This is a genomic window from Arthrobacter sp. Hb9-2 (assembly GCF_059091165.1).
The window spans coordinates 43,855-66,277 of the sequence record NZ_JBNHGJ010000011.1; the positions used below are offsets into that span (position 1 = coordinate 43,855).

The 22,423-nt window shown below is 65.1% G+C and carries 21 protein-coding genes; 15 read left to right on the top strand and 6 right to left on the bottom strand.

Translation table 11 applies throughout. The features are described 5' to 3' along the window. Position 1: 1 nt before the first annotated feature. From AC5RV1_RS08545 to AC5RV1_RS08560, 4 genes are all read left to right on the top strand, one after another. Positions 2-2,074, top strand: coding sequence for a helix-turn-helix transcriptional regulator (locus tag AC5RV1_RS08545; RefSeq protein ID WP_493994189.1), 2,073 nt, complete (start codon positions 2-4; stop codon positions 2,072-2,074). Between the two features lie 163 nt (positions 2,075-2,237). After that, the gene (locus AC5RV1_RS08550) at positions 2,238-2,957 is read left to right on the top strand and encodes an IniB N-terminal domain-containing protein (protein ID WP_493947129.1); all 720 of its coding nucleotides are present in this window, start codon (positions 2,238-2,240) and stop codon (positions 2,955-2,957) included. Positions 2,958-3,009: 52 nt separating this feature from the next. Further along, on the top strand, positions 3,010-4,896 hold the full coding sequence (locus AC5RV1_RS08555; RefSeq protein WP_493947127.1) for a dynamin family protein: 1,887 nt from the start codon (positions 3,010-3,012) through the stop codon (positions 4,894-4,896). Next, a complete protein-coding gene (locus AC5RV1_RS08560) occupies positions 4,893-6,380 on the top strand; it encodes a dynamin family protein (RefSeq protein ID WP_493994190.1) in 1,488 nt (495 codons plus the stop codon). Before AC5RV1_RS08555 ends, AC5RV1_RS08560 begins: the two co-directional genes overlap by 4 nt. A 51-nt stretch (positions 6,381-6,431) precedes the next feature. On the opposite strand, the gene AC5RV1_RS08565 is transcribed toward AC5RV1_RS08560, so the two are convergent. Further along, positions 6,432-6,830 carry a PLD nuclease N-terminal domain-containing protein gene (locus AC5RV1_RS08565; RefSeq protein WP_493947125.1) on the bottom strand — a complete coding sequence of 133 codons (399 nt, stop codon included), beginning with the start codon at positions 6,828-6,830 and terminating at the stop codon, positions 6,432-6,434. Between the two features lie 62 nt (positions 6,831-6,892). Here AC5RV1_RS08565 and AC5RV1_RS08570 point away from each other — a divergent pair, with 62 nt between their 5' ends. After that, on the top strand, positions 6,893-7,210 hold the full coding sequence (locus tag AC5RV1_RS08570) for a DUF4229 domain-containing protein (RefSeq protein ID WP_493994191.1): 318 nt from the start codon (positions 6,893-6,895) through the stop codon (positions 7,208-7,210). A gap of 43 nt (positions 7,211-7,253) precedes the next feature. Here AC5RV1_RS08570 and AC5RV1_RS08575 read toward each other — a convergent pair whose 3' ends face one another. From AC5RV1_RS08575 to AC5RV1_RS08590, 4 genes are all read right to left on the bottom strand, one after another. Next, positions 7,254-8,135, bottom strand: coding sequence for a 1,4-dihydroxy-2-naphthoate polyprenyltransferase (locus AC5RV1_RS08575; RefSeq protein WP_163166710.1), 882 nt, complete (start codon positions 8,133-8,135; stop codon positions 7,254-7,256). A gap of 67 nt (positions 8,136-8,202) precedes the next feature. Continuing rightward, on the bottom strand, positions 8,203-9,381 hold the full coding sequence (locus AC5RV1_RS08580; protein WP_493994229.1) for an AMP-binding protein: 1,179 nt from the start codon (positions 9,379-9,381) through the stop codon (positions 8,203-8,205). 88 nt (positions 9,382-9,469) lie between these two features. Continuing rightward, positions 9,470-10,438 (bottom strand): 1,4-dihydroxy-2-naphthoyl-CoA synthase, encoded by a 969-nt coding sequence (locus AC5RV1_RS08585; RefSeq protein WP_493994192.1) that lies wholly within the window; start codon positions 10,436-10,438, stop codon positions 9,470-9,472. Positions 10,439-10,460: 22 nt separating this feature from the next. Then, a complete protein-coding gene (locus tag AC5RV1_RS08590) occupies positions 10,461-10,901 on the bottom strand; it encodes a VOC family protein (protein WP_256250015.1) in 441 nt (146 codons plus the stop codon). A gap of 354 nt (positions 10,902-11,255) precedes the next feature. Here AC5RV1_RS08590 and AC5RV1_RS08595 point away from each other — a divergent pair, with 354 nt between their 5' ends. Further along, entirely contained in the window at positions 11,256-11,507 is a 252-nt protein-coding gene (locus AC5RV1_RS08595; protein WP_493994193.1) for a hypothetical protein, read from the top strand. 62 nt (positions 11,508-11,569) lie between these two features. Next, positions 11,570-11,836, top strand: a complete 267-nt coding sequence (locus AC5RV1_RS08600) for a hypothetical protein (protein ID WP_493994194.1) — start codon at positions 11,570-11,572, stop codon at positions 11,834-11,836. A 21-nt stretch (positions 11,837-11,857) separates the two neighbouring features. On the opposite strand, the gene AC5RV1_RS08605 is transcribed toward AC5RV1_RS08600, so the two are convergent. Beyond that, the gene (locus tag AC5RV1_RS08605) at positions 11,858-12,619 is read right to left on the bottom strand and encodes a CPBP family intramembrane glutamic endopeptidase (protein ID WP_493994195.1); all 762 of its coding nucleotides are present in this window, start codon (positions 12,617-12,619) and stop codon (positions 11,858-11,860) included. Between the two features lie 74 nt (positions 12,620-12,693). Here AC5RV1_RS08605 and AC5RV1_RS08610 point away from each other — a divergent pair, with 74 nt between their 5' ends. The 8 genes from AC5RV1_RS08610 (at position 12,694) to AC5RV1_RS08645 (ending at position 22,300) form a co-directional block, all read left to right on the top strand. Continuing rightward, on the top strand, positions 12,694-13,680 hold the full coding sequence (locus AC5RV1_RS08610) for a metal ABC transporter substrate-binding protein (protein WP_493994196.1): 987 nt from the start codon (positions 12,694-12,696) through the stop codon (positions 13,678-13,680). After that, the gene (locus AC5RV1_RS08615; RefSeq protein ID WP_493994197.1) at positions 13,677-14,468 is read left to right on the top strand and encodes a metal ABC transporter ATP-binding protein; all 792 of its coding nucleotides are present in this window, start codon (positions 13,677-13,679) and stop codon (positions 14,466-14,468) included. Before AC5RV1_RS08610 ends, AC5RV1_RS08615 begins: the two co-directional genes overlap by 4 nt. Then, positions 14,468-15,337, top strand: coding sequence for a metal ABC transporter permease (locus tag AC5RV1_RS08620; RefSeq protein WP_493994198.1), 870 nt, complete (start codon positions 14,468-14,470; stop codon positions 15,335-15,337). Before AC5RV1_RS08615 ends, AC5RV1_RS08620 begins: the two co-directional genes overlap by 1 nt. A gap of 156 nt (positions 15,338-15,493) precedes the next feature. Continuing rightward, a complete protein-coding gene (locus AC5RV1_RS08625) occupies positions 15,494-17,185 on the top strand; it encodes an ABC-F family ATP-binding cassette domain-containing protein (protein ID WP_493994199.1) in 1,692 nt (563 codons plus the stop codon). A 281-nt stretch (positions 17,186-17,466) separates the two neighbouring features. Then, the gene (locus AC5RV1_RS08630) at positions 17,467-17,814 is read left to right on the top strand and encodes a molybdopterin oxidoreductase (RefSeq protein WP_493994200.1); all 348 of its coding nucleotides are present in this window, start codon (positions 17,467-17,469) and stop codon (positions 17,812-17,814) included. Further along, a complete protein-coding gene (nirB, locus tag AC5RV1_RS08635; protein WP_493994201.1) occupies positions 17,814-20,330 on the top strand; it encodes a nitrite reductase large subunit NirB in 2,517 nt (838 codons plus the stop codon). The genes AC5RV1_RS08630 and nirB overlap by 1 nt, the downstream gene beginning before the upstream one ends. Then, entirely contained in the window at positions 20,327-20,665 is a 339-nt protein-coding gene (locus tag AC5RV1_RS08640) for a Rieske (2Fe-2S) protein (RefSeq protein WP_493994202.1), read from the top strand. The genes nirB and AC5RV1_RS08640 overlap by 4 nt, the downstream gene beginning before the upstream one ends. A 174-nt stretch (positions 20,666-20,839) precedes the next feature. Further along, positions 20,840-22,300 (top strand): amino acid permease, encoded by a 1,461-nt coding sequence (locus AC5RV1_RS08645; protein WP_493947112.1) that lies wholly within the window; start codon positions 20,840-20,842, stop codon positions 22,298-22,300. Positions 22,301-22,423 lie beyond the last annotated feature (123 nt).

Sequence of the window (22,423 nt, forward strand, 5' to 3'; positions counted from 1 at the left end):
GATGGTCAGCTATCAGTCGCACGCACAAAAGCCCGCCTTTCGTCCTCCTGTGCAGGACCACCAGGGATCTGCACCCCACAGTGCAGAGCCCCTGGCCAGCCAACTCGAGGGCGAGAATGGAGCCGTCCGGGAACTGCTGTTGGCGTTGTCGGTAGGGTTTGCCCTGCCGGGACCGCTGCCCGCTGAGCTGCAGCGCAGGATCGACGGCGACGGGGCGGGCAGCCTTGATGCCCTGATGCAACGGGCAGAATCCGCTGGCCTCTTGACTCCTGATGGAACTGTCGCCGGCCCTGTACAGCATGAGCTGCTCACTGTCGCCCCCACAACTAAGGTGCATGCCCTCCAGCGGGAGCTCGTGACGGTTTACGTAGCGAACGGCCAGCCGTTGGGAGACCTCGCCCGGGAACTGGCCCGAGCCGGACTTGCCGATACGCGCGTGGCAGCGGAACTGGAGTGTTCCGGCGACAAGGCCCTTGAGCACGATCCCGGATTGGCGTACCAGCTTTACGATGAAGCCCTCCTGGCCGGCAGTGACGAGACAGCCACCGCGGCGCGGCGTGCCCAGGCGGCCGCTGCCAACGGCGACCTTGATACCGCTGCCCGCATTGTGGACACCCTCCTGGTACAGAAGGATCCGCCGGACGTGCGCCGTGCCGCCGACGTTGCTGCCGCCGTCTGGGCCCAGCGAGGCATGCTGGGCCGTGGGGCCGACGTCTACCGTTGGCTGGGACCCTCCCGGCTGGGCCCATCCGGACCCCTTGCTGCCGTTGCCCTGATTGGCTCCGGCAACCGGGCCGATGCGGAAGCCATCTTCCGCGCCGACGCACCACCGGCGTCCCCGACGCTGCTCGCAACCACCCTTTCGCAAACCGGCAAAGGCATCCTCCAGTCGCTTGCCGGCGACCCCCATCAGGGCCTCCAGATGCTCATCCATGCCTCGGACATGCTCAACGCAGCGGGTACCGTACTTCCCCTGCCCGAGACGCCGGCTGCGCTGGCAGCCCTGATGGCCCTGAACAGCGGGGAGCCGAACCTGGCGGAAACAATTTGCCGGTCAGCAGCTGCCGCTGGTCAGGGGGGCGATGCAGCCAAGCCAAGGCTGTTCCTGCTGAAAGCATGGTCAGCGATGATGCAGGACCGGCTCGATGACGCCCGGCTCTCCATCAATGAGGCATCGAAGGCGAACCATTGGCCGCTGGTGCCGCGGGACGAGTTCCTTTGTTCGGCATTGGAAGTGGGCATTGCCCGCCGTAACGGTGACGTTCCCGGGCTCATCAAGGCTTGGGAACGGGCGCGTGAAGCGACGCTCCACACGGCCGTAGACCTGTACAGCCTTCTGCCGTGGGGCGAGCTGATGATCGCAGCCGCCCGCCTTCGCGAGGGCCGCAGGGTCAGCCCTTACCTTGATGAGGCATGGAACTTGCTGGAGCGCCTCGGAGATCCGCCGCTGTGGGCCGTACCATTCCACTGGTCGGCAGTCCAGGCAGCCCTTCTGAACGAGCGGCCCGCCGACCTGGCACCGCATGCCGCGGCGTTGGCCCGCGCCGCAGGGCAAAGCCACATCGCCGCCGTATTCGCGGCGGCCGGGAGAGCCTGGGTAACCGTGCTGGCCGAGCGGTTCCATCCTGACGATGTCGAGACGGCGGCGCGGGGCCTGGGCGGCGTGGGAATGCGTTGGGAAGGAGCCAGGCTTGCCGGCCACGCGGCAGCCCGGTCGGATGACCGCAAAGACATGGTGCGCCTGCTGTCCTGCGCCCGGGACCTCCACCCGCAGGCCAGTTCGGCTGGCACGGGTGCATCCGTGCCAGCCGAATCCCGCAATGCTCCCGCCGCCGATACGGGTAACACGATGCATCCGGATGGCGCAGGGCTTAGCGAACGGGAAAAAGAAGTCGCCAGGCTGGTGCTTGATGGCAAGACGTACCGTGAAATTGGCGAAGCCATTTACATCTCCCCCCGGACCGCGGAGCACCACATCGCCCGGATGCGGCGCCGGCTGGGTGCTGAAAACCGTTCGGATCTGCTGGCTAAGCTGCGGGTTGCCTTGGGCCCGGAAAGTCAAGCCGATGACTAGCCCCTAACGCCCCAAAGAGGTTCGGTGTCGGTTCCCCACGAGGGCGACCACCGGTTAGGGGAACCGCCCCGATGCCCCGTCCCCGGCAGCAACAGTACGTTTGATCCAGGCTCGACATCCAGGCCGGAGAATCGGACAACAGAAAAGATTTGAGGACCAGCACATGACAGTCGCAAAGGATGTCGTCCAGTTCCTAATGAACCTCTTCGGTGACCGCCAGGCGGCGCAGGACTTCCTGGATGATCCCGAAGGCGTGCTGGAGAACCACGGCCTGGCCGGTGTCCGTTCCGCGGATGTTGATGCCGCGATGCCAGTCGTCCTGGATTACGCTCCCATCAGCGTCAATGCATCCCGCTTCGACCAGCAGTACAACCCCGGCGGCAACGACGCCAGCACCGGCCTTGCCGGCGGTGGCTGGACTCCGCCTCCCGGTGCCGGCGGGCACGATGACCACGGACACGCGGTGGAGCAGCTTCATCACGTAGTAGCCAATTACTCCTACCCTTCCGCGGGAGATGACCGCGGCGCCGTCATGGACCAGTCCGTGAGCCAAAACATCTGGGCGGACGGCGACGTTGAGCAATGGTTCGACAGTGACTCGCTTGCCTTCGACAGCCCTGCCCCCGGTGTTGGAAGCGACATGGGCTTCGCCGATACCAGGATCGACAACCTGTTCGACTTTGGCGTTGCCACTGATGCCCACGCGGAGAATACGGGCCACACCACCAGCCCATCCATCTCCATCAGTGATTCCTTTAGCGAGGACACGGCCGCATACTTCGATAACGAGCCCAACTTCACCCAGGAAGACCCGGTCCTCAGCGATGTCGACGACGCCGCTGACGCTGAGGAGACGGAGGACCATTTGGAGTTTGATGCCTAGGAGCCGGTTCAGGTGCTATAACCGATCTGAGGCATAAGGCAAAGGACTGGCTGTGGCAGAAACTGGACCGGCAAACCCATTGACAGCGGTGACGGCTGGGCAGCTGATCCAACTTGTGGAGCACGGCCTTCAACTCGTCGGCACTGGAGACCGGGAGGATCTCAAAAAACGCCTCGACCTGACCCTGGGGAGGCTTAGGGATCCCAGCATCCGGGTCATCGTGGTGGGTGAGTTCAAGCAGGGCAAGAGCAAGCTCATCAATGCCTTGGTCGGCGCACCGGCATGCCCTGTTGACGACGACATCGCTACCTCGGTGCCCACGGTTGTCCGCTACGGGGATCCGGCGTCGGCAGCGGTTCTGACCCCCAAAGCAGACGCGGACCCTGGCGACGACGGCAACGCTGAGCGCCAGCCAATCCCTATCGCCGAGCTCCCGGCCTATGTTTCCGAAAAGGGGAACCCCGGGAACAGCAAGAAACTCTTGGCTGCCGAAATATGCCTGCCCCGCAAGATCCTGGCCGGCGGACTTAGCGTCATCGATTCACCAGGTGTGGGGGGCATGGGGTCGGCCCACACCCTGGCCACCCTCACGGCACTGCCCACGGCTGATGCGATGCTCCTGGTTTCGGACGCCTCGCAGGAGTACACCGAACCGGAGCTGCGCTTCCTCCGCCAGGCCATGCGGATCACCCCCAACGTTGTGGGGGTACTGACCAAAACCGACCTTTACCCCGACTGGCGGCGGGTTGAAGAGATGGACCGATGCCACCTCAGCACGGTCGCCGCCGATATTCCGCTGTTTCCCGTGTCCTCCGACCTCCGCCTCGAAGCAGCACGGCTGCAGGACAGTGAACTGAACGTTGAATCAGGCTTCCCTGAATTAATTGCCTACCTTCGCAACGGGATCGTGGGGCAGGCGCAGCGCATCCAGGGCCGCTCGGTCAGCCAGGACCTGCTGGGGGTCACCGAAAACCTGCGCCTTTCCCTGCAATCTGAGCTTGCAGCACTCGAAAACCCTGAAGGCACCCCCCAGATGATAGCGGAGCTGGAGCTGGCAAAGGCAGAAGCGGATGACCTGCGGAAACGCTCGGCACGCTGGCAAATCACGCTCAACGACGGCGTCAGCGACCTGATCGCCGACATGGAGTACGATCTCCGAAACCGCCTTCGCCAAGTCCAACGCGAAGCCGAAACAGCCATTGAGCAGGAGGACCCGGGACCCGTCTGGGCGGAGTTTTCGCAGTGGCTGGAGGAATGTGTTGCCGCCGCCATTTCTGACACCTTCGTTTTGACCAGCGAGCGGGCGGAATGGCTGGCTGCCCAGGTGGCTGAACACTTCGCGGCAGAGGAAGCGAGGTTGCCGGTGATGCACGCCTCCAATTCGGTAGACCTGATAAATCCCGTGGATGCGATGCCCGGAATGGATTCAGGACACGTGAATCCGGTGCAAAAGGTGCTGATCGGCATGCGCGGGTCCTACGGCGGGGTGCTCATGTTCGGGCTCCTGACCGGGATCTTCGGTATGGCACTCATCAACCCGCTCTCCTTGGGCGCCGGCCTACTGCTGGGACGCAAGGCTTACCGCGAAGATAAGGAAGCGCGGCTCAAGCGCCGGCAGGTTGAAGCCAAGGCCCTGGTCAGGCGGCAGCTCGATGACGTTACCTTCCAGGTTGGCAAGCAACTGAAGGACCGGCTGCGGCTGGTGCAGCGCACTATCCGCGACCACTTCACCGAGATAGCGGACGAGCATCACCGCTCCCTCGCCGATTCTGTCTCGGCGGCACAGAAGGCCGCCAACACCTACGCTCTGGAGAAGGGCGCCCGCATCAGGGACATCACGGCTGAGCTCAAGAAGGTGGATGCCCTCTACCGCGCGGCGGAAGCAGTTGCTGCAGAAGTATCGGATGCCGCAAACAGGACTCATCAGGGCGCACAATGAATCGCTCAACAATTGCGGGAGCCGTGGACCTGGTCCAGGAGGCATTGAAAGTCTACGGCGATGATCCCGCAAGCGCCGCAGTTCTCGAAGGATTTGCCCGGAGGCTCGAGGAGCCGTTGCGCATTGCGATTGCCGGCATGGTGAAAGCCGGCAAGTCCACCCTGCTCAACGCGATAATCGGCGAGGAAATAGCGCCCACAGACACGGGCGAATGTACCCGGATCATCACGTGGTATCGGCACGGGCACACTCCACGGATCACCTTGTATCCACTGGACGGCAAGCCCCGGATTTTGCCGCTCAAACGCGTGGATGGCCGGCTTGTGTTCGTGCTGGGGGAGGTGCAGGCCAGGGATGTGGACCGGCTGGACGTGGAATGGCCGTCGCCGGCGCTGCGGAACATGACCCTGATCGATACCCCCGGTATCGCTTCACTGTCCGAAGATGTGTCTGCCCGCTCCACCACCTTCCTGGCCCCAGCGGATACGCAGTCGGAAGCGGACGCGATCATCTACCTCATGCGCCACATGCACGCCGCCGACCTGCGGTTCCTCGAATCCTTCCGCGACACGGAAGCGGGACGCTCGGGCACGGTCAACGCAATCGCGGTCCTCGCGAGGGCCGATGAAGTGGGTGGGGGCCGCATCGATTCGCTGCTTTCCGCAGGAGAGATTGCGGACAGGTACCATCATGACCATAACCTGCGGAAGCTCGCACTGGGAGTGGTGCCGGTGGCTGGCCTCCTTGCCCAGAGCGCCCGGACAATGCGGCAGCAGGACTTCGCCGCACTTCAACTGCTGGCGGGACTGGACCGCGCCGACCGCGAAAAGATGTTGCTCTCGGCTGACAGGTTCCTTCGGTCCACCATTCCGGAAGGGCTGAGTGCGGAGTCCAGGGCCTCCCTGCTGGAGAAATACGGGCTGTTCGGCATCCGGCTGGCCGTCGTCCTGATCCCTAATGGATTCAACGAACCCACCCCGTTGGCGCACGAGCTCGCGAGGCGCAGCGGCCTGGATCCGTTGCTGGACCTGTTGGACCGCCACTTCCAGGCGCGTGCCGAGGCATTGAAGGCCCGGACGGCCCTGGTGGGAGTGGAATCGCTGCTGCGCACTTCCCCCCGCCCGGGGACCGGGCACCTGGCCGCAGACCTGGAGCGGCTTCAGGCCAACGCGCATGAGTTCAGGGAACTGAGGCTGCTCGCTACACTTCGGACCACGGGCGTGCCGCTCAGCCCCGAACTGGCTGCGGAGGCTGAGGGCCTGCTCGGCGGCTGGGGCGCAGCGTCATACGCTCGCCTGGGGCTGGATGCAGACACGACGCCGGGCGAGCTCGCTGATGCGGCTCGCCGCCATCTGATTCGATGGCGCGCCGTGGCCGAGAACCCGCTAACTGACCGTGCAGCCCTTGATGCCTGCCGGGTTGTCGTTCGCAGCTGCGAGGGTGTGCTGGCGGAATCGTCGGCCCGCCAACGCCAGCCAGCCTAACAACCCGCCTAACAACGGGGAGCCCGCCGGCTGCCCTTCAGCGATGCGCCCCTACTTCAGGCCGTCGGCATCGTGTTCGTCGGTCTCGTGCTTGTCCTTGCCGCTACCCTTGCCGTCGTCCTTCGCCTTGGCATCCAGCTCATCCTTGAGCTTCTTGAGGCGCTCTGCTTCTGCCTGGTTGCGGCGGCGGGCTTCGAGGTTGCGGAGGAAGTCCGGATCATCGTCAGGCGCGGTGGGATGGCGCTGGCTCTGCTGCTGCGGGGAGCTGCCACGGGGCCGGCCGATCAGGAGCCAGAGAATGGCGCCGACCACTGGCAGGACGATCATGACAACGATCCAGGCTGGCTTGGAGATCCCTCGGGTGAGGCGTCCATCAGTGCGGATCACATCCACGAGGCCATACACAAAGATGACGAGGACTGCGACGGCCAAAGCCACACGGAGGAGCATGCCATTAAGTCTATCGTCAGGAGGCGCAGGGGCCTTGGGCGGGAGGCGGCTAAACTTGAATAGTGGCCTTTTTGAAATATTCCCTGATCCGCCTGGCTCTGTTCGCGCCCCTGTTTGTGGTTTTTATGCTCCTTCAGCTGGGCGTGCTGATGTCCGTGATCTGTGCAGCACTGATCGCTTTCGCCGTGAGCTACCTCTTCTTCCAGAAGCAGCGGGATGAGGCCGCAGCGGCCATCCACCAGCGTTTCTCGGGCAAGGCCAAGCCGATCCGTTCAGCCAATGAAGTCCAGGACGCCCACGCGGAGGACACCCTCCTGGACGCCAACCCGGATGTTGCCATCAGCAATGACGCCAAGGACCCCAAGCGCAACAGTTTGTAGCGCAAGTCTCCCGGCGGCAAGAAGCCGCGCGGCCCCGGCAGTCCTAGAAGCCGTGGCTCAGCACCAAACCCAGTGAAAACAGCAGGCTGTAGCCGAGGTTGATCAGGCCGGTCTGCTTCAGGACCGGGATCAGGCTCTTGCGCTTGCGGCCGTTGATCATCAGCCATGCCGGCATGAGGCAGGCCGGGATCAGCAGCAGGACGATCAGCATCCACGGCCGCCCGGGGGCCAGGATCACCACCAGCATGATGGCTACGGCGAGCATCAGCACGTAGCTCTCCCGGGCATGCTTGTCGCCGAGCCGCACCGCGAGTGTCTTCTTGCCGGCCTGCATGTCGGTGGGGATATCGCGGACGTTGTTGGCCATCAGGAGCGCGGTGGCAATCAAGCCGGTGCCGATCGCGCCGATAATGGCCGGCAGGTTAATCTGCCCCGCCTGCGTGTAGGTAGTGCCCAGGGTGGCCACCAGCCCGAAGAACACAAACACAAAAACGTCGCCCAGGCCCATGTAGCCGTACGGGTTCTTGCCTCCGGTGTAGCCCCAAGCCGCCATCACGCAGCCGAGCCCCACCAGGATCAACCACCAGCTCTGCGTGATTACCACCAGGATCAGCCCGAAAACCATGGCGGCGGCAAAGGCACCAAAGGCGGCACGCTTCACGTGCTCGGGGCTGGCAGCGCCCGAGCCCACCAGGCGGAGCGGGCCCACGCGGTCGTCATCCGTGCCGCGGATACCGTCCGAATAGTCGTTCGCGAAGTTCACGCCCACCTGGAGCAGTAGGGCCACCAGCGCCGCGAGGATGGCGTTGAAGAGCAGGAACGAATCCATTTCATAGGCGGCGGCGGAGCCGATCAGTACCGGCGCAATCGCGGCCGGCAGTGTTCGAAGTCGGGCGCCTTGGATCCATTGTGCGGCTGTGGCCACGGTCAGTACCTCGCGTTGTTGGGGAAGGCGGCAGGATGGGGGCCCGCCGGGGTGGTGCAGGTCTACTTTACTTTCCCTGATGCAGGGCGTTGAGTTGGGCGGCCATGGCCAGGCGGTCTGGCTTGCCGTTGGGCAGCATCAGCAGGGAGGACGCCGCAAGGACTGTTTTCGGCGCAAGGATGCCCAGTGTCCGGTGCCACTCCTGTTCAAGGACGACGGCGTGGTCCCCGGTCCCTCCGGTTCCGGCTGGCTCCGCGGGCACTGCGGTCCCTTCAGGCGGGGTGGCCAAGGCCACGTAAGCTGCCACGGCCTGGCCCCATTCCGCGGACGGTACGCCGGCCACAAAAGCGGCGGCGACGGCGTCGGACTTTTCCAGTTCCTCCTGAACGTGCGCGGCGGAAACCTTGATCCCGCCGGTGATAATCACGTCGTCGGCGCGGCCCAGGACGGTGAGCCGCCCGTCGTCGTCAATGCTGCCGAGGTCACTGGTGCGGTACCAGCGCACGCCGTCCTCCTCGAAGAAGGTGCTCCCGGCTTCATCCGGTGCTTCCAGGTAGCCCGCAGCGAGCGTGTCGCCGCCCAGCAGGATGCGGCCGTCCTCTTCCACGCGCATGGACACCCCTTCCAGCGGGAAGCCGTCATAAACGCAGCCGCCGCAGGACTCGGCCGAACCGTAGGTGGTGATGACCCGGACGCCGGCATCCCTAGCGGCCGCCAGCAGCGAGGCGGGGGCGGGCGCGCCGCCCAGCAGGACGGCGTTGAAGCGCCGGAGGACCGCGAGGGTCTCCGGGGACGGCGCGTCAAGCAACCGTTGCAGCTGGGTGGGGACCAGCGAGGTGAAACGGATTTTGTCGGTCAGTTCCTGTGCGGCGGCCGTAAAGGCTTCGGGTGTAAACCCGCCGGACATGTCCATCACCCACGGGCGCGTGCCCGCGAACAGCGAACGGACCAGGACCTGGATTCCGGCCACGTACTGGACGGGCAGTGCCAGCAGCCACTGGCCCTCGCCCTTGAGGGCCAGCGCGGTGGCCATCGAGGAAGCGGCCAGGGATTCCACCGTCAGGACCGTGGCCTTGGGGGCGCCGGTGGAACCGGAGGTGCGCACCACGGCAACCGCATCATCGCAGCCGGGCGTTTCAAGGTGGCCCACAACCAGGGCACCGTCTTCACCCACGGAAAGTTCGACGGCGGGGCCCTCGCCGTGGAGGGCGGCTGCCAGCGCCTTCAGCGCCGGGTCGATGTCCAGGACGCCGCTTCCGGGCGTGCCTGCTCGGAGGGATCCGGTGTTCAGGATTTCATTACCTTGGGGTTCGGTGTTCATCGAGCGTCCTGCCTTAGAAGTAGTGCGGGAAGCCGGACCAGTCCGGATCGCGTTTTTCCAGGAACGCTTCCTTGCCCTCCACCGCTTCGTCAGTCATGTAAGCCAGCCGGGTGGCTTCGCCGGCGAACACCTGCTGGCCCGCCAGGCCGTCGTCCGCGAGGTTGAAAGCGAACTTGAGCATCCGGATTGCCTGGGGCGACTGCCGGGCGATATCGGCGGCGTACTCCAGGGCAACCTCTTCGAGGCGTTCGTGGTCCACGGCTTCGTTGACGGCACCCATCCGAACCATGTCCTCCGCGGAGTATTCGCGGGCGAGGAAGAAGATTTCGCGGGCGGACTTCTGCCCGATCTGGCGCGCCAGCAGGGCCGAGCCGTACCCGGCGTCGAAGCTTCCGACCGTTGCGTCCGTCTGCTTGAACCTGCCGAACTGGCGTGAGGCGATGGTGAGGTCTGAGACGACGTGCAGGGAGTGCCCGCCGCCGGCTGCCCAGCCGTTGACTACGGCGATGACCACCTTGGGCATGGTGCGCATCAGCCGCTGGACTTCCAGGATGTGGAGCCGCCCGGCGCGCGCGGGATCGATGCTTTCCTGGGTCTCGCCGTTTGCTGTGTTTTGTACTACGTACCGGTAGCCGTCCCGGCCCCTGATCCGCTGGTCCCCGCCGGAGCAGAACGAGTGCCCGCCGTCCTTGGGGGAGGGGCCGTTTCCGGTGAGCAGCACAGTGGCAACATCAGGAGACATCCGGGCGTGGTCCATCGCCCGGTACAGCTCATCAACGGTGCCGGGACGGAAGGCATTGCGGACCTCGGGGCGGTTGAAGGCAATCCGCACCGTGGGCAGGTCGCGCACCCATTCGCCGTCGGAATCCCGCTCCACCTGCCGGTGATAGGTCATGTCCTGGAAGTCGTCGAAGCCGGACACAACACGCCAGCGGGTGGGATCGAAGACGTCGGACACCGAGGCGGGGATTTGGTTGCTCACCGTCCAAGTCTAGTAATCGGGGTCAGCTGATGCAGAACTCGTTGCCCTCAGGGTCCGCCATGGTGTGCCACGAATGTGGCCCCTGGCTGGCGCTCCAAAGGAAAGTGGCGCCCCGGGCCTCGAGTTCCCGGCGCACCTCGTCCTTGTCCCGCCCTGCCAAGTCAAGGTCCCAGTGCACGCGGTTCTTGACGGTCTTGCCTTCAGGGGCCGTCTGGAACAGGAGCCGCCTGGCCGGTGCTTTTGCCTCCAGTTCCTCCGGTGGGCGGATCGCACAGCCTTCCCGCCACACCAGCTTGCCGTTGTGCACCGTTGTCTGGTCCTCGGTGGCGAACCCCTGCTCGATCATGGAGCGGATGAAGCCCTCGTCCTGCGGTTCCACCGCCCATTCGAGCGATTCGGCCCACCAGTCGGCCAGGTAGTGCGGATCCCTGCAGTCGATGACAATCTGGATGTTCAGTCCCATCCCACCAAGGTACGGTGGCAGGTGCTCCTACGGTAGGTGCTGCGAGTTTCCGCGTGCGTGGCCCGGAGGATTTGTAGGGCGCAAAGTGGAGGCGGCGGACCAGCACGTCCAGGCGATGCTGGAAACCCACCACACCGAGTCCTCCTCCCAGCCACATCGGGCCGCCGACGCTGTCCCCGAAGCCCATCCATCGCCGTCGGACGTTCCCTTGGTCCAGTCCGGGGGCGAGCGCCGGAGCTGCTCGCGGCGCTCGCCCCGGCGCAGGCGTCACTGGGGAGCTGCGGCCTTTACCGCTTCCGGAGCGGGGCCTCCGTCACCACGGCGTTTGGCGGCTGCGACGACCTGGTTCCCGGTGTGGTGTCCGGGCTGGCCAGCAACCCCACGTTCCTCCGTTTCGGCAACGGCAACACGGTACTGCTCTCCGAGACAGTGGCGGCGAATTTCTACCTGCCCCTTCGCACCGAAAAGCGCGGAAAGACGGAATCTACGCGCTCGAGCATGGGGGGCAAGTTCAGTGCCGGCATGGACTTCAGCAGCCGGCCCACCGTGGTGCACCGGTTGGACACGGAGATTGTGGTGGAGGCCAGGGCGACCAAACGCTCCTGAGTGTCGGGTTCGACGGCGCGGACACCTCCTTTGCCCTGAAACTCACCTTCCGGCCCGGGGGAGTGCTCGACGGCGTGCTGCCGCTGGGTTCACCTGACGCCTTCCAAGTGATGGAGGGGATGGGGCGCTACCGGGTGGGTGCGGACGTTATCGAATTCGGTCCGGGCCTTCCTGCGGATCCGGACACACCACCTGCCTACAATCCCGGCGGGAACTACCGGTACCTTGCCGGGACGAATGCTTCAGACGGGATAAAGGTGTTCATCACTGGCAGGACCAAAGGCAGGCAGGTCTTTTCGCTGCGGGCCCTCAGCCAGCAGTCCTCCTAGGCTGGCGCCTGGGATGACTGCTCAGGCCGGGACCTGCTGGAGCTGCTCGTAGAATTCCGGCGGAATGGCGTAGATGAACACCACCGCCAGCAGGTTCTTTGCTGCATGGACAAAGTAGGAGAACATCAGGTTCCTGCCGGTCCAGACGTAGACGAACACCAGCGTTGCCCCCATGGCCAAGTAGGGAAGCAGGACTGTGAGGGTGAGGGCTTCGCGGCCCACCACGTGCAGGGCGGCGAACAGGACCACGGACAACACGCAGCACACCCAGATGTTTACCCGTCGGCTCAGCTTGCCGATCAGGAGGTGGCGGAAGATGAATTCCTCCACGAACGGGCCCACCACCACCAGCAGCGGGACCATCAGCCACGCCGGAACCTGCTGCATCAAGGCCTGAAGTCCTGCCTGGTTCTCGGAGGTCTCCACACTGCCGCTGGCCGCCACCACGATGGCGGAGAGTATCATCATCGCAATTACGGCGGCCGGGACCATCAGTAACGTGAACCACGGGCGGGTGGCCAGTACCCGCAAGTCACGGCCCACCACCCGGCGGGCGGCGACGACAGCCAGTATGCCCACGACGGCATAGAAGAGCAGGTTCATCGCGTAGGAGGCGGCGGCAGGAGTGGGTGCCACCTGCCGCAGGACGGGTGCGATCAGTGGCCCGGCCAGGACGAAAAAACCTGCAAGGCCTACGTAAAGGACAACAGCGATGAAATCCAGAGGCGAAAACCGGTAGAGCTGTGGCTGTGGTGCGGGTGGTATTCGGTGTGCGGTGGCCATGGTTTCAGCCTAGCTTCCCCCGACCTCCTTACTGGCGTTGCCGGGCGAATCGTGCTTCGCCTAGAATATTCGGTATGCCTAAATTTCCATTTCGGTGCGCCAAAGTAGCCGCCCGAACCAGCCCCGTGCGGCGGGTAACGTCCCTCGCCGCCGCGGCAGCCGCCGTCGTGCTTTCCCTGCTGCTGACCGCCTGCGGAGGGGGTGCCGCCGGGAACGGCACCGACAGCAAGCCCGTGGTGCTGACAACCTTCACGGTGCTCGCTGACATCGCCCGGAACGTGGCCGGGGACAAGCTCACGGTTGAGTCGATCACCAAAGCCGGCGCCGAAATCCATGGCTACGAACCAACTCCCGGTGACATCCGGAAGGCATCGAAGGCTGATCTGATCCTGGACAACGGCCTGAACCTGGAAGCATGGTTCGGGCAGTTCGTCGAAGGCCTGGACGTCCCGCACGCCGTGGTGAGCGAGGGCGTGCAGGTGATGTCCATCAGCGAAGACTCCTACCAGGGCAAGCCCAACCCGCACGCGTGGATGTCGCCGGTGAACGTGCAGATCTACGTGGACAACATGGTGAAGGCATTCAGCAAGCTGGACCCGGACAACGCCGGGGCCTTCAAGGCCAACGGCGACGCGTACAAGGCTGAGCTGCAGGCTGTGCAGGACCAGATGAAGTCCAGCCTCGCAGGTGTCCCGGAAACGCAGCGGGCCCTGGTCACCTGTGAAGGCGCCTTCTCCTACCTGGCCCGTGACGCCGGGCTGACCGAGGTCTACATCTGGGCCGTCAACGCCGAGCAGCAGGCAACGCCGCAACAGATCACCCGGGCCATCGAGTACGTCAAGGCGAATCGGGTCCCGGCCGTCTTCTGTGAGTCAACTGTTTCCGACGCCCCCATGCAGCAGGTGGTGGGCGCTACCGGAGCCGCGTTCGGTGGGACCCTCTACGTCGATTCACTTTCCGAGGCGGACGGACCGGTGCCCACCTATCTGGACCTCATCCGGCACGACGCCGACGTCATCACCAAGGCGCTCGCGCGGGCAGCAACCGGAGCAGGGTCATGACTTCCCCGGCAATTCTCGTGGAGAACGTCACCGTCCATTACGGCGAGGTCCGTGCGCTGGATGCAGCGACCCTGACCCTTGAGCCCGCCCGCATATGTGGCTTGGTGGGAATGAACGGCTCCGGCAAGTCCACGCTGTTCAAGGTGATCATGGGAATGATCAGGCCCGACGCCGGCACGGTACGCATCAACGGACAGTCGCCGTCGAGGGCACGCAAGGAAGGCGGCATTGGCTACGTGCCGCAGAGCGAGGATGTTGACTGGCAGTTTCCGCTGTCCGTGCGCGATGTGGTGATGATGGGCCGCTACGGCCATCAGGGCTTTACCCGCCGTGCGTCCAAGGCTGACCGCGCCGCCGTCGATGAAGCACTGGACCGGGTGGAACTGGGACCCTATGCGGGCCGACAGATCGGCCAGCTCTCCGGCGGCCAGAAGAAACGCGCCTTCGTGGCCCGCGGCATCGCACAGGGAGCCACCACCATGCTCCTGGACGAACCCTTCGCCGGTGTGGACAAGAGGTCCGAGGCAACCATCACCCGCCTCCTGCGGGAGCTTGCCTCGGACGGCTGCACCATCCTGGTCTCCACGCACGATCTGCATGCCCTGCCGCAGCTGTGCGACGAAGCCGTGCTGCTGATGCACAAAGTACTGATGCACGGCCCGCCGGACGTTGTGCTGCAGCCCGAAAACCTGGCGATGGCGTTCGGGCTTGACGTGCTGGAGCGGGACCAGCCTGACACGAAGGTTTCGGGCTCCAGGACCCTGGAAGGCAAGCGGGTGAACCACTGATGGAGATACTCCTCGAACCGCTGGGCTATGACTTTATGGTCCGGGCGCTGGTCACCACCGCCCTGGCCGCGGTTGTCTGTGCCGTGCTGAGCTGCTGGCTGGTGCTGATCGGCTGGTCGCTGATGGGCGATGCCGTGTCCCACGCCGTGCTGCCCGGAGTGGTGCTGGCGTACATCGTGGGCGCGCCGTTTGCGCTGGGCGCGTTGGTGTTCGCCCTGATTGCGGTGACGTTGATTGGGGTCGTCCGCAACACGAGCCGTGTCAAGGAGGACGCCGCGATCGGCATCGTGTTTTCCTCACTGTTCGCCCTGGGCCTGGTGCTGATCTCGGTGACGCCCAGCCAGACAGACCTGAACCACATCATCTTCGGCAACCTGCTCGGCGTCAGTGTTCCGGACCTGATCCAGGTCCTGGTGCTGGGAGTGGTGGCGTTTGTCATCCTCATCCTCAAACGGCGGGACCTCACCCTCTACGCCTTCGACCCCACCCATGCCCACGCCATCGGACTCTCACCCCAACGCCTTGGCGCGCTGCTCCTGGGCCTGCTGGCCTTGACGTCCGTTGTGGCTCTTCAGACTGTGGGCGTGGTCCTGGTGGTGGCCATGCTGATCATCCCGGGAGCCACGGCCTACCTGCTGACTGACCGCTTCTCGCGGATGTTGGTGATTGCCCCCGTAATCTCCGCTGTGTGCTCCCTCGCCGGCATCTACCTCAGCTACTACCTGGACACGGCCTCCGGAGCCATGGTGGTCCTCACGCAGGGAGTGGTGTTCGCCGTCGTGTACCTCTTCAGCCCCAGGCAGGGGCTGATCGGTACCCGCCTGGCGAAGGCCCGCCGAAGGAAAGCCGCCGCGCTCGCCGCTGCTTGACGCGGCGCCCGGGGGCAGGCAGGCTGGAGCGATGAAGTCCTAACCCGGCAGGCCGGCCACGCCGGACTGTTCCCCAAATCCAAGGCCGCCGTCGAGCACCGGATGAACCCGGTTCAGCTCCGGCGCCCACACTGCGGAACTTTGCGAGGACTTCCCTTGACTGAACACATCAACCTCTCGGACGTCACCCACGGCTACGGCGACCGGTTGCTGCTCGACGGCGTCAACCTGGTGATCGCTGCCGGCGAGCACGCAGCGGTGGTGGGCGAGAACGGAGCCGGCAAATCCACCCTGCTGCGGATTCTGGCCGGCCTCGAACAGCCCCAGGAAGGGACTGCCGCTCTCCACGGCCGGGTGGGCTACCTGGCCCAAACCCATGGGCTGCCCGAGTCCTTGACGGTGGGAGGGGCCATCGACGCGTCCCTCGCATCGCTCCGGGCCCTGGAAGCGGAGCTGGACCGGCTCGAAGCCGGGCTGGCCGACGCGGAGGAGAGCGACCTGGAAGCCTACGGCAGGCTGCAGACGGAATACCAGCTGCGCGAAGGATACGCCGCCGAATCGCGCGTGGAGGCCGCGCTGGACCGGCTGGGCCTGGGCGGCCTGGACCGCAACCGTGCCCTCGGATCGCTTTCCGGCGGAGAACAGGAACGCGTGGCACTGGCCTGCGTTCTGGCGGACCCCGCGGACATTTTGCTCCTGGACGAACCAACCAACCATTTGGACGCCCGCGGAACAGCCTGGCTGGAGGACCGGCTGGCGGCCCACCGGGGCACGGTGGTGGTGGTTTCCCATGACCGCATGCTGCTGCGCAAAGTGGCCGCAAATGTCATTGAGGTTGATGCCGAGCGCCGTACCGTCACGCGCTATGGCAACGGGTACGACGGCTACCTCCGCGAGAAAGCCGCTGAACGCCAGCGCTGGATCCAGCAGTACCACGGCTGGCTGCACGCCATGGAGGCCGAAAAGCGGCAGGCAGAGACCGTTGCCGGGACCATGGGGTACGGCCGCAAGCGGGACGGCGACAAGATGGGCTTCGATTTCAAAGCCGGTACGTGGCAGAAAGCCGCCAGCAGCCAGGTCCGGAACGCACAGGAACGGTTGCGGCGGCTGGAAGCCAGCCCGGTGGAGCAGCCGCCGATTCCCCTGCGGCTGGCCGCTCCGGAGTCTTTGCACGCTGCGCCATCGGGCGAAGATGCGGCTGCACCGCTGGCCGCCCACGGAGTCAGCGTTCCCGGCCGGCTCCGAGCAACGGACTTCCAGGCCGGCCTCGGCCAGAAGGTCCTTATCACCGGACCAAACGGCGCCGGCAAGTCCACGCTGCTGTCCGTGCTGGCGGGGACCCTGGCGCCCAGCGAAGGAAGGGTGACGCGGCCGGAACGGGTGGGATACCTGCAGCAGGAACTGGAGTTGCCGCACTGGCCTTCGCTCCGGCTGCTGCCGGCGTTCGCGGCAGGGCTGGGCGGGAACATCGATGAGCATGCCGAAGCGCTCCTCCGGTTGGGCCTGTTCCGCACCAGCGAGTTCCATGTTCCCGTTGGCAGCCTCTCCGCGGGCCAGCAGCGGCGGCTCGCGCTCGCCCGGCTGCTGCTGGGCGGCTACAGCACTTTGATTGTGGACGAGCCAACCAACCACCTGGCGCCGGTACTGGTGGAACAGCTTGAGGCCGCGCTCGCAACCTTCACCGGGACCCTGGTGATGGTCAGCCACGACCGGGCCCTCCGGGAGTGGTTTGCCAGGTGCCAGCGTGCAGCGGCGAACGGCGGGAACGGCGGGAACACCGGCGGGGACGCCGTTAACGGGCGCTGGATCCGCTACTCCATGGATAAGGGCGTCCTCGCTAAAGCGTGATGTGAGTCTTGGGGGTCACGGCTGCCTCGGCCATTTCGACGGTTCCGCGCCCGATCGACGTCGGCCGCCGTCGAACCCGCAGGGAACCGTCGAACTGGCAGAGGGGGTGGAGCCGGGGAGGGGGCGGAGGCGGGCCAGGCAGCGGGCCAGGCAGCGCCGGGCACGCCCGACGATGGTGAGAATTGCTTTAAGAGATGGTTACCGGGAAACCCGTGGCCGGAAACATCGGCGGCGGATGATGGGCCCATGCCAGTCGTTCCGCCGGCCGAAAGGATCTGTCCGTGATCACCAAGAACCTTTTCCTGCAGGGCATCTACCCCTTCAAGGGCGCAGGGCTGGAAAAACCGGCCCCGATCCACAGCGAACTATCCCATTACGTCCCGGACGGGGTGATAAACCAGACCCTTTACTTTCGTGGCGGCAACTCCAGCAGTGAACTGGTCACGGTGGTCCTGGTGCGTAACGGCGTACCCATGCGCTACTTCCCCATAGGAGCGAAGAGCGATGTCCATGTGCCGCTCCGCGTTGTCGAGGACATCGACGGCGGCTCGGTGATCGAGCTCCATCTGGCGGCCCCCGAGGGCATTGAGGGTTCGGTTGTTGTTGATCTGGGGATGGTGGAGCACTGATGACCAGCGTGGTGGACCGCCCCCAAGGCAGGCACGCAACCACCCCGCCGCGCCGCCGCCTGGTGGTGATCGGCAATGGAATGGCAGGCGCCAGGGCAGTGGAGGAGATCCTCGCCCGGGGAGGCGCGGGCCAGTTCACCATAACGATGTTTGGTGATGAGCCGTACGGGAACTACAACCGCATCATGCTCAGCCACGTCCTTTCCGGCGAGGAAAGTGATGCGGACATCTTCCTGAACTCCCTGTCCTGGTACCGGGAGAACAACATCACCCTCCACGCCGGGGTCCGGGTTGAACGGATTGATAAATTCACCCGGCACGTCTTCTCGAGCGACGGGAGGGTCACTCCCTACGATGTCCTGATCATCGCCACCGGAAGCCGCTCCCACATGCCGCCGATGGACGGGCTTTTCACGCCTGGCGGCTCCGTAAAGCAGGGCGTTTTCGGCTTCCGTACCATCGATGACACCCAGCGGATGGTGGCTCATGCCCAGCAGGAGCATCATCGCCGCGCCGTGGTGATCGGCGGCGGGCTCCTGGGGCTCGAAGCGGCCTACGGCCTGCGCAGCCACGGGTTAGACCTGGAGGTGGTCCATTCCGGTGGGCACCTGATAAACGCGCAGATGGGGCCCGACGGCGGTGCGGTGCTCCGCCGCAGCGTAGAGGCCCTGGGTATCAAGGTGCACACCGGAAGCCGGACCACTGCCGTGCTCGGCGCCGACCGGGTCACCGGTATCAGCCTCCGCGACCAGCCGGACATCAGCTGCGACATGGTGGTGGTTGCGGCCGGGATCCGTCCCAACGTGGACCTGGCGGTGCTCAGCGGGCTGCCGGTGGAACGGGCCATTGTGGTGGATGACAGGCTGCGGGTGCAGGACGAGGAGGGCATCTACGCGGTGGGGGAGTGCGTCCAGCACCGCGGCGAGGTGTACGGCCTGGTGGCGCCGCTCTGGGAACAGGCCGTGGTCCTGGCTAAACACGTCACCGGTGCGGACACCAGCGCCGCCTACCTCGGCTCCCGGACGGCCACCAAACTCAAGGTGGCGGGCGTGGAAGTGGCCTCCATGGGTCTGCACGGGCCGGAACTCGACAGCGACGAACACATCGTCTTTTCAGAACCCAGCCGGGGCGTCTTCAAGTCCATCGTGGTCCGGGACAACAAGATGGTGGGCGCAACCCTCCTGGGTGACAGCCGCAAGGTGGCCTACCTGACCCAGGCCTACGACCGCGGCCTGCCGCTGCCGGAAGAGCGGCTCAGCCTGTTGTTTGATCTGGGCACCCCGGATGGCGACGTGGGCGTGGCCGAACTCGACGACGACGCCCAGGTCTGCAACTGCAACGGCGTCAACAAGAAGGCGCTGGTGGGAGCAGTGAAGGGCGGCTGCACCACGGTGGCCGGTGCGACGGACGCCACCCGTGCAGGCAAGGGCTGCGGCTCATGCAAGCTGCTGGTGCAGCAGGTGGTGGAGTGGGCGGCCGGCGGTGCCGTGGAAGAGGACCCGGCCGCCAGCTACTACGTCCCGGGTATCCCACTGGACAAGCAGGCGCTTATGGACGAGATCCGGAAACGCGGGCTGCGTTCGGTGTCCCAGGTGTTCCAAGCGCTTGCTCCGGGCAGCTCAGAGGACGCCAAGTCCAAGATGGGGCTGGTTTCGCTGTTGAAGATGATGCTGGCCGGCCACTACATCGACGAACGGGACGCGCGGTTTATCAATGACCGGGTGCACGCCAACATCCAGCGCGACGGCACGTTTTCGGTGGTGCCCCAGATGAAGGGCGGGGTGACATCAGTCCAGCAGCTGCGCCGTATCGCCGACGTCGCCGAGAAACATAACGTGCCGCTGATCAAGCTCACCGGCGGCCAGCGCATCGACCTGCTGGGCATCCCCAAGGAGGACCTGCCGCAGGTGTGGGCGGACCTGGACATGCCCTCCGGTTACGCGTACGGCAAAAGCTTCCGCACTGTCAAAACCTGCGTTGGCAAGGACTTTTGCCGGTACGGAACAGGGGACTCAACAAAGCTGGGCATCGAGATTGAATCCCGCTTCCAGGGCATCGAGTCGCCGGCCAAACTGAAACTCGCCGTGTCCGGCTGCCCCCGGAACTGCGCCGAATCCCTGGTGAAGGACGTTGGCGTCGTGGCGGTCGAAGGCGGCCGCTGGGAAATCTATGTCGGCGGAGCGGCCGGTGCCCACATCCGCAAGGGCGACCTGCTGGCGACTGTAGACGATCCGGAGCAGGTGAAGGTCCTCACCGGGCGGTTTATGCAGTACTACCGTGAGCAGGCCAACTGGCTGGAACGTACCTACGCCTATGTGCCGCGGGTGGGCATCGAACATCTGCGGGCGGTGATCGTTGAGGATTCCGAAGGGATTGGAGGGCGGCTGGATGCCGCCATGCAGGCGTCCGTAGACAGTTACGTGGACCCCTGGAGCGAGCGCAATGATCCCCTGACGCCCGGTCAGTTCAGGACGTCGCTTCCCCTGACGGTCCTTCCCCAGGTGCCGGTTCAATGAACAGCGCCAAGGCAAATGGGGGCCCGGCCTTTCACGTCCTGGGTCCCGTTGACCAGATTCCGTTGGGTGAGGGCAGGGCTTTTGCGGTGGACAGCGCACAGGTAGCAGTCTTCCGGCTCCGGGACGGCGCACTGCGCGCGCTCGCCGCCGTCTGCCCGCACCGCGGCGGTCCGATTGCGGACGGCACGATTGACCGGCAAGTGGTGATCTGCCCCCTGCACCAGCACGCATTTGACCTTGCGACCGGCTGCTCCACCAGCGGGCAGGAACCGCTGCGCAGCTACAACGTGACGTTGGACGGGGACCGGAACCTGGTGCTGCAGACGGGCGTGTAGTGCGCGTCACGTAGCACCCCGGTGCGTCTTGTAAGATAGACGAGCCGCGCGAAGCTTCGGCGCCACGAGAGATTCCGATCACATTCGGTTGCCCAACAGGGCATAACGCCGAATTAGTGAGCGGAATCATCCGTGGTCCGGATGCGGCCAACCCCCAACCCACAAGGAATCGTTGTGCCTCAAAGTACCCCCACAGATCTCCAGAACACCACGGCACCATCCACCGCCGTCGACCCCACCCTCAGCGCCGAGGGATACAGCAAGACGCTGGGCAGGCGCCACGTCACCATGATTGCCATGGGCGGCGCCATCGGCGTCGGCCTCTTCATGGGTGCCGGCGGACGCCTGGCCTCCACCGGCCCGGCCTTGATTTTCTCCTACGCCATCGCCGGCGTCATCGCCTACCTGCTGATGCGGGCACTGGGCGAGCTCATCATGTACCGCCAGACGTCGGGCTCTTTCGTGAGCTACGCAGGTGAGATGTTCGGCAAGAAGGGCGCGTTCCTTTCCGGCTGGATGTACTTCATCAACTGGGGCATGACGGGCATCGCCGAACTGATTGCCATCGGCCTCTACTTCCAGTTCTTCTTCCCCAACGTTCCCGTGGAAGCCTCGGCCATTGCCGCGCTGGCTCTCCTGGTGGCGGTCAACCTGCTGAGCGTCAAGGCATTCGGCGAGTTCGAGTTCTGGGCTTCCTGCCTCAAAGTCGGTGCCATCCTGATCTTCCTGGCAGTGGGCACCTTCATGGTGGTTACCAACGCCCAGGTGGGTGACGGCAACGCATCGGTGGCCAACCTCTTCGCCGCAGAGGGCGGGATGTTCCCCAAGGGCGCCCTGGTGATGGTCCTGGTCCTCAACGCCGTGATCTTCGCCTACAACGGCATCGAACTCGTGGGCATCACCGCCGGCGAGATGCAGAACCCGGAACGCGAAGTGCCCAAGGCAATCCGCGCCGTCGTACTCCGCATTGTGGTGTTCTACGTCGGCTCCGTGACCCTGCTGGCCATGCTGCTGCCGTCCGACCAGTACGTGGCGGGAACCTCGCCGTTCGTCACCGTGTTCGGCCAGATGGGCCTTGCCTGGGTGGGCGATGTGATGAACATGATCGTTATCACTGCGGCACTGTCCTCCTGCAACTCAGGCCTGTACTCGATTGGCCGTGTGTTCCGCACCATGGCCAACAACGGCCACGCCCCGCAGTGGCTCACCCGGATGTCCAAGCGGCACGTCCCGTACGCGGCCATCCTCGCCATCGCGGCCTTCTACTTGGTGGGCATCCTGCTCAACATCTGGCTGGGCGGCTCGCACGCGTTCGACCTGGCCCTGAACACCGCGTCCATCGGCGTCATCTTCACGTGGGGCGCCATCTTCGCCAGCCAGATTGCGCTGCGCCACAAGAAGGGCGTCACGTCCACGCTGCCGATGCCCGGTTCACCGTGGACCAGCTGGGCCGGCCTGATCGGACTGCTGGCCATCACGGTGCTGATCGGCTTCGACACGATGACCAGCAAGAGCGGCGAGGTGTTCTACCTGGGCCTCTGGACCTTGGCCACCATCCCGTTCTTCGCCGTGGTCCTGTGGCTGGGCTGGCAGAAGGTCAAGCAGAACGAACCGAAGAACGCGCTGTACAGCTAACGGTTCACCCAAGCAGTACGACGACGGTGGGATTCCCTGGGAGGGGATCCCGCCGTCGTCGTTTCCCTGGTCAGCGGCGGAGACGGATGGTGCCGAACCCACTGAATCGCCGGAAGGGTGCGG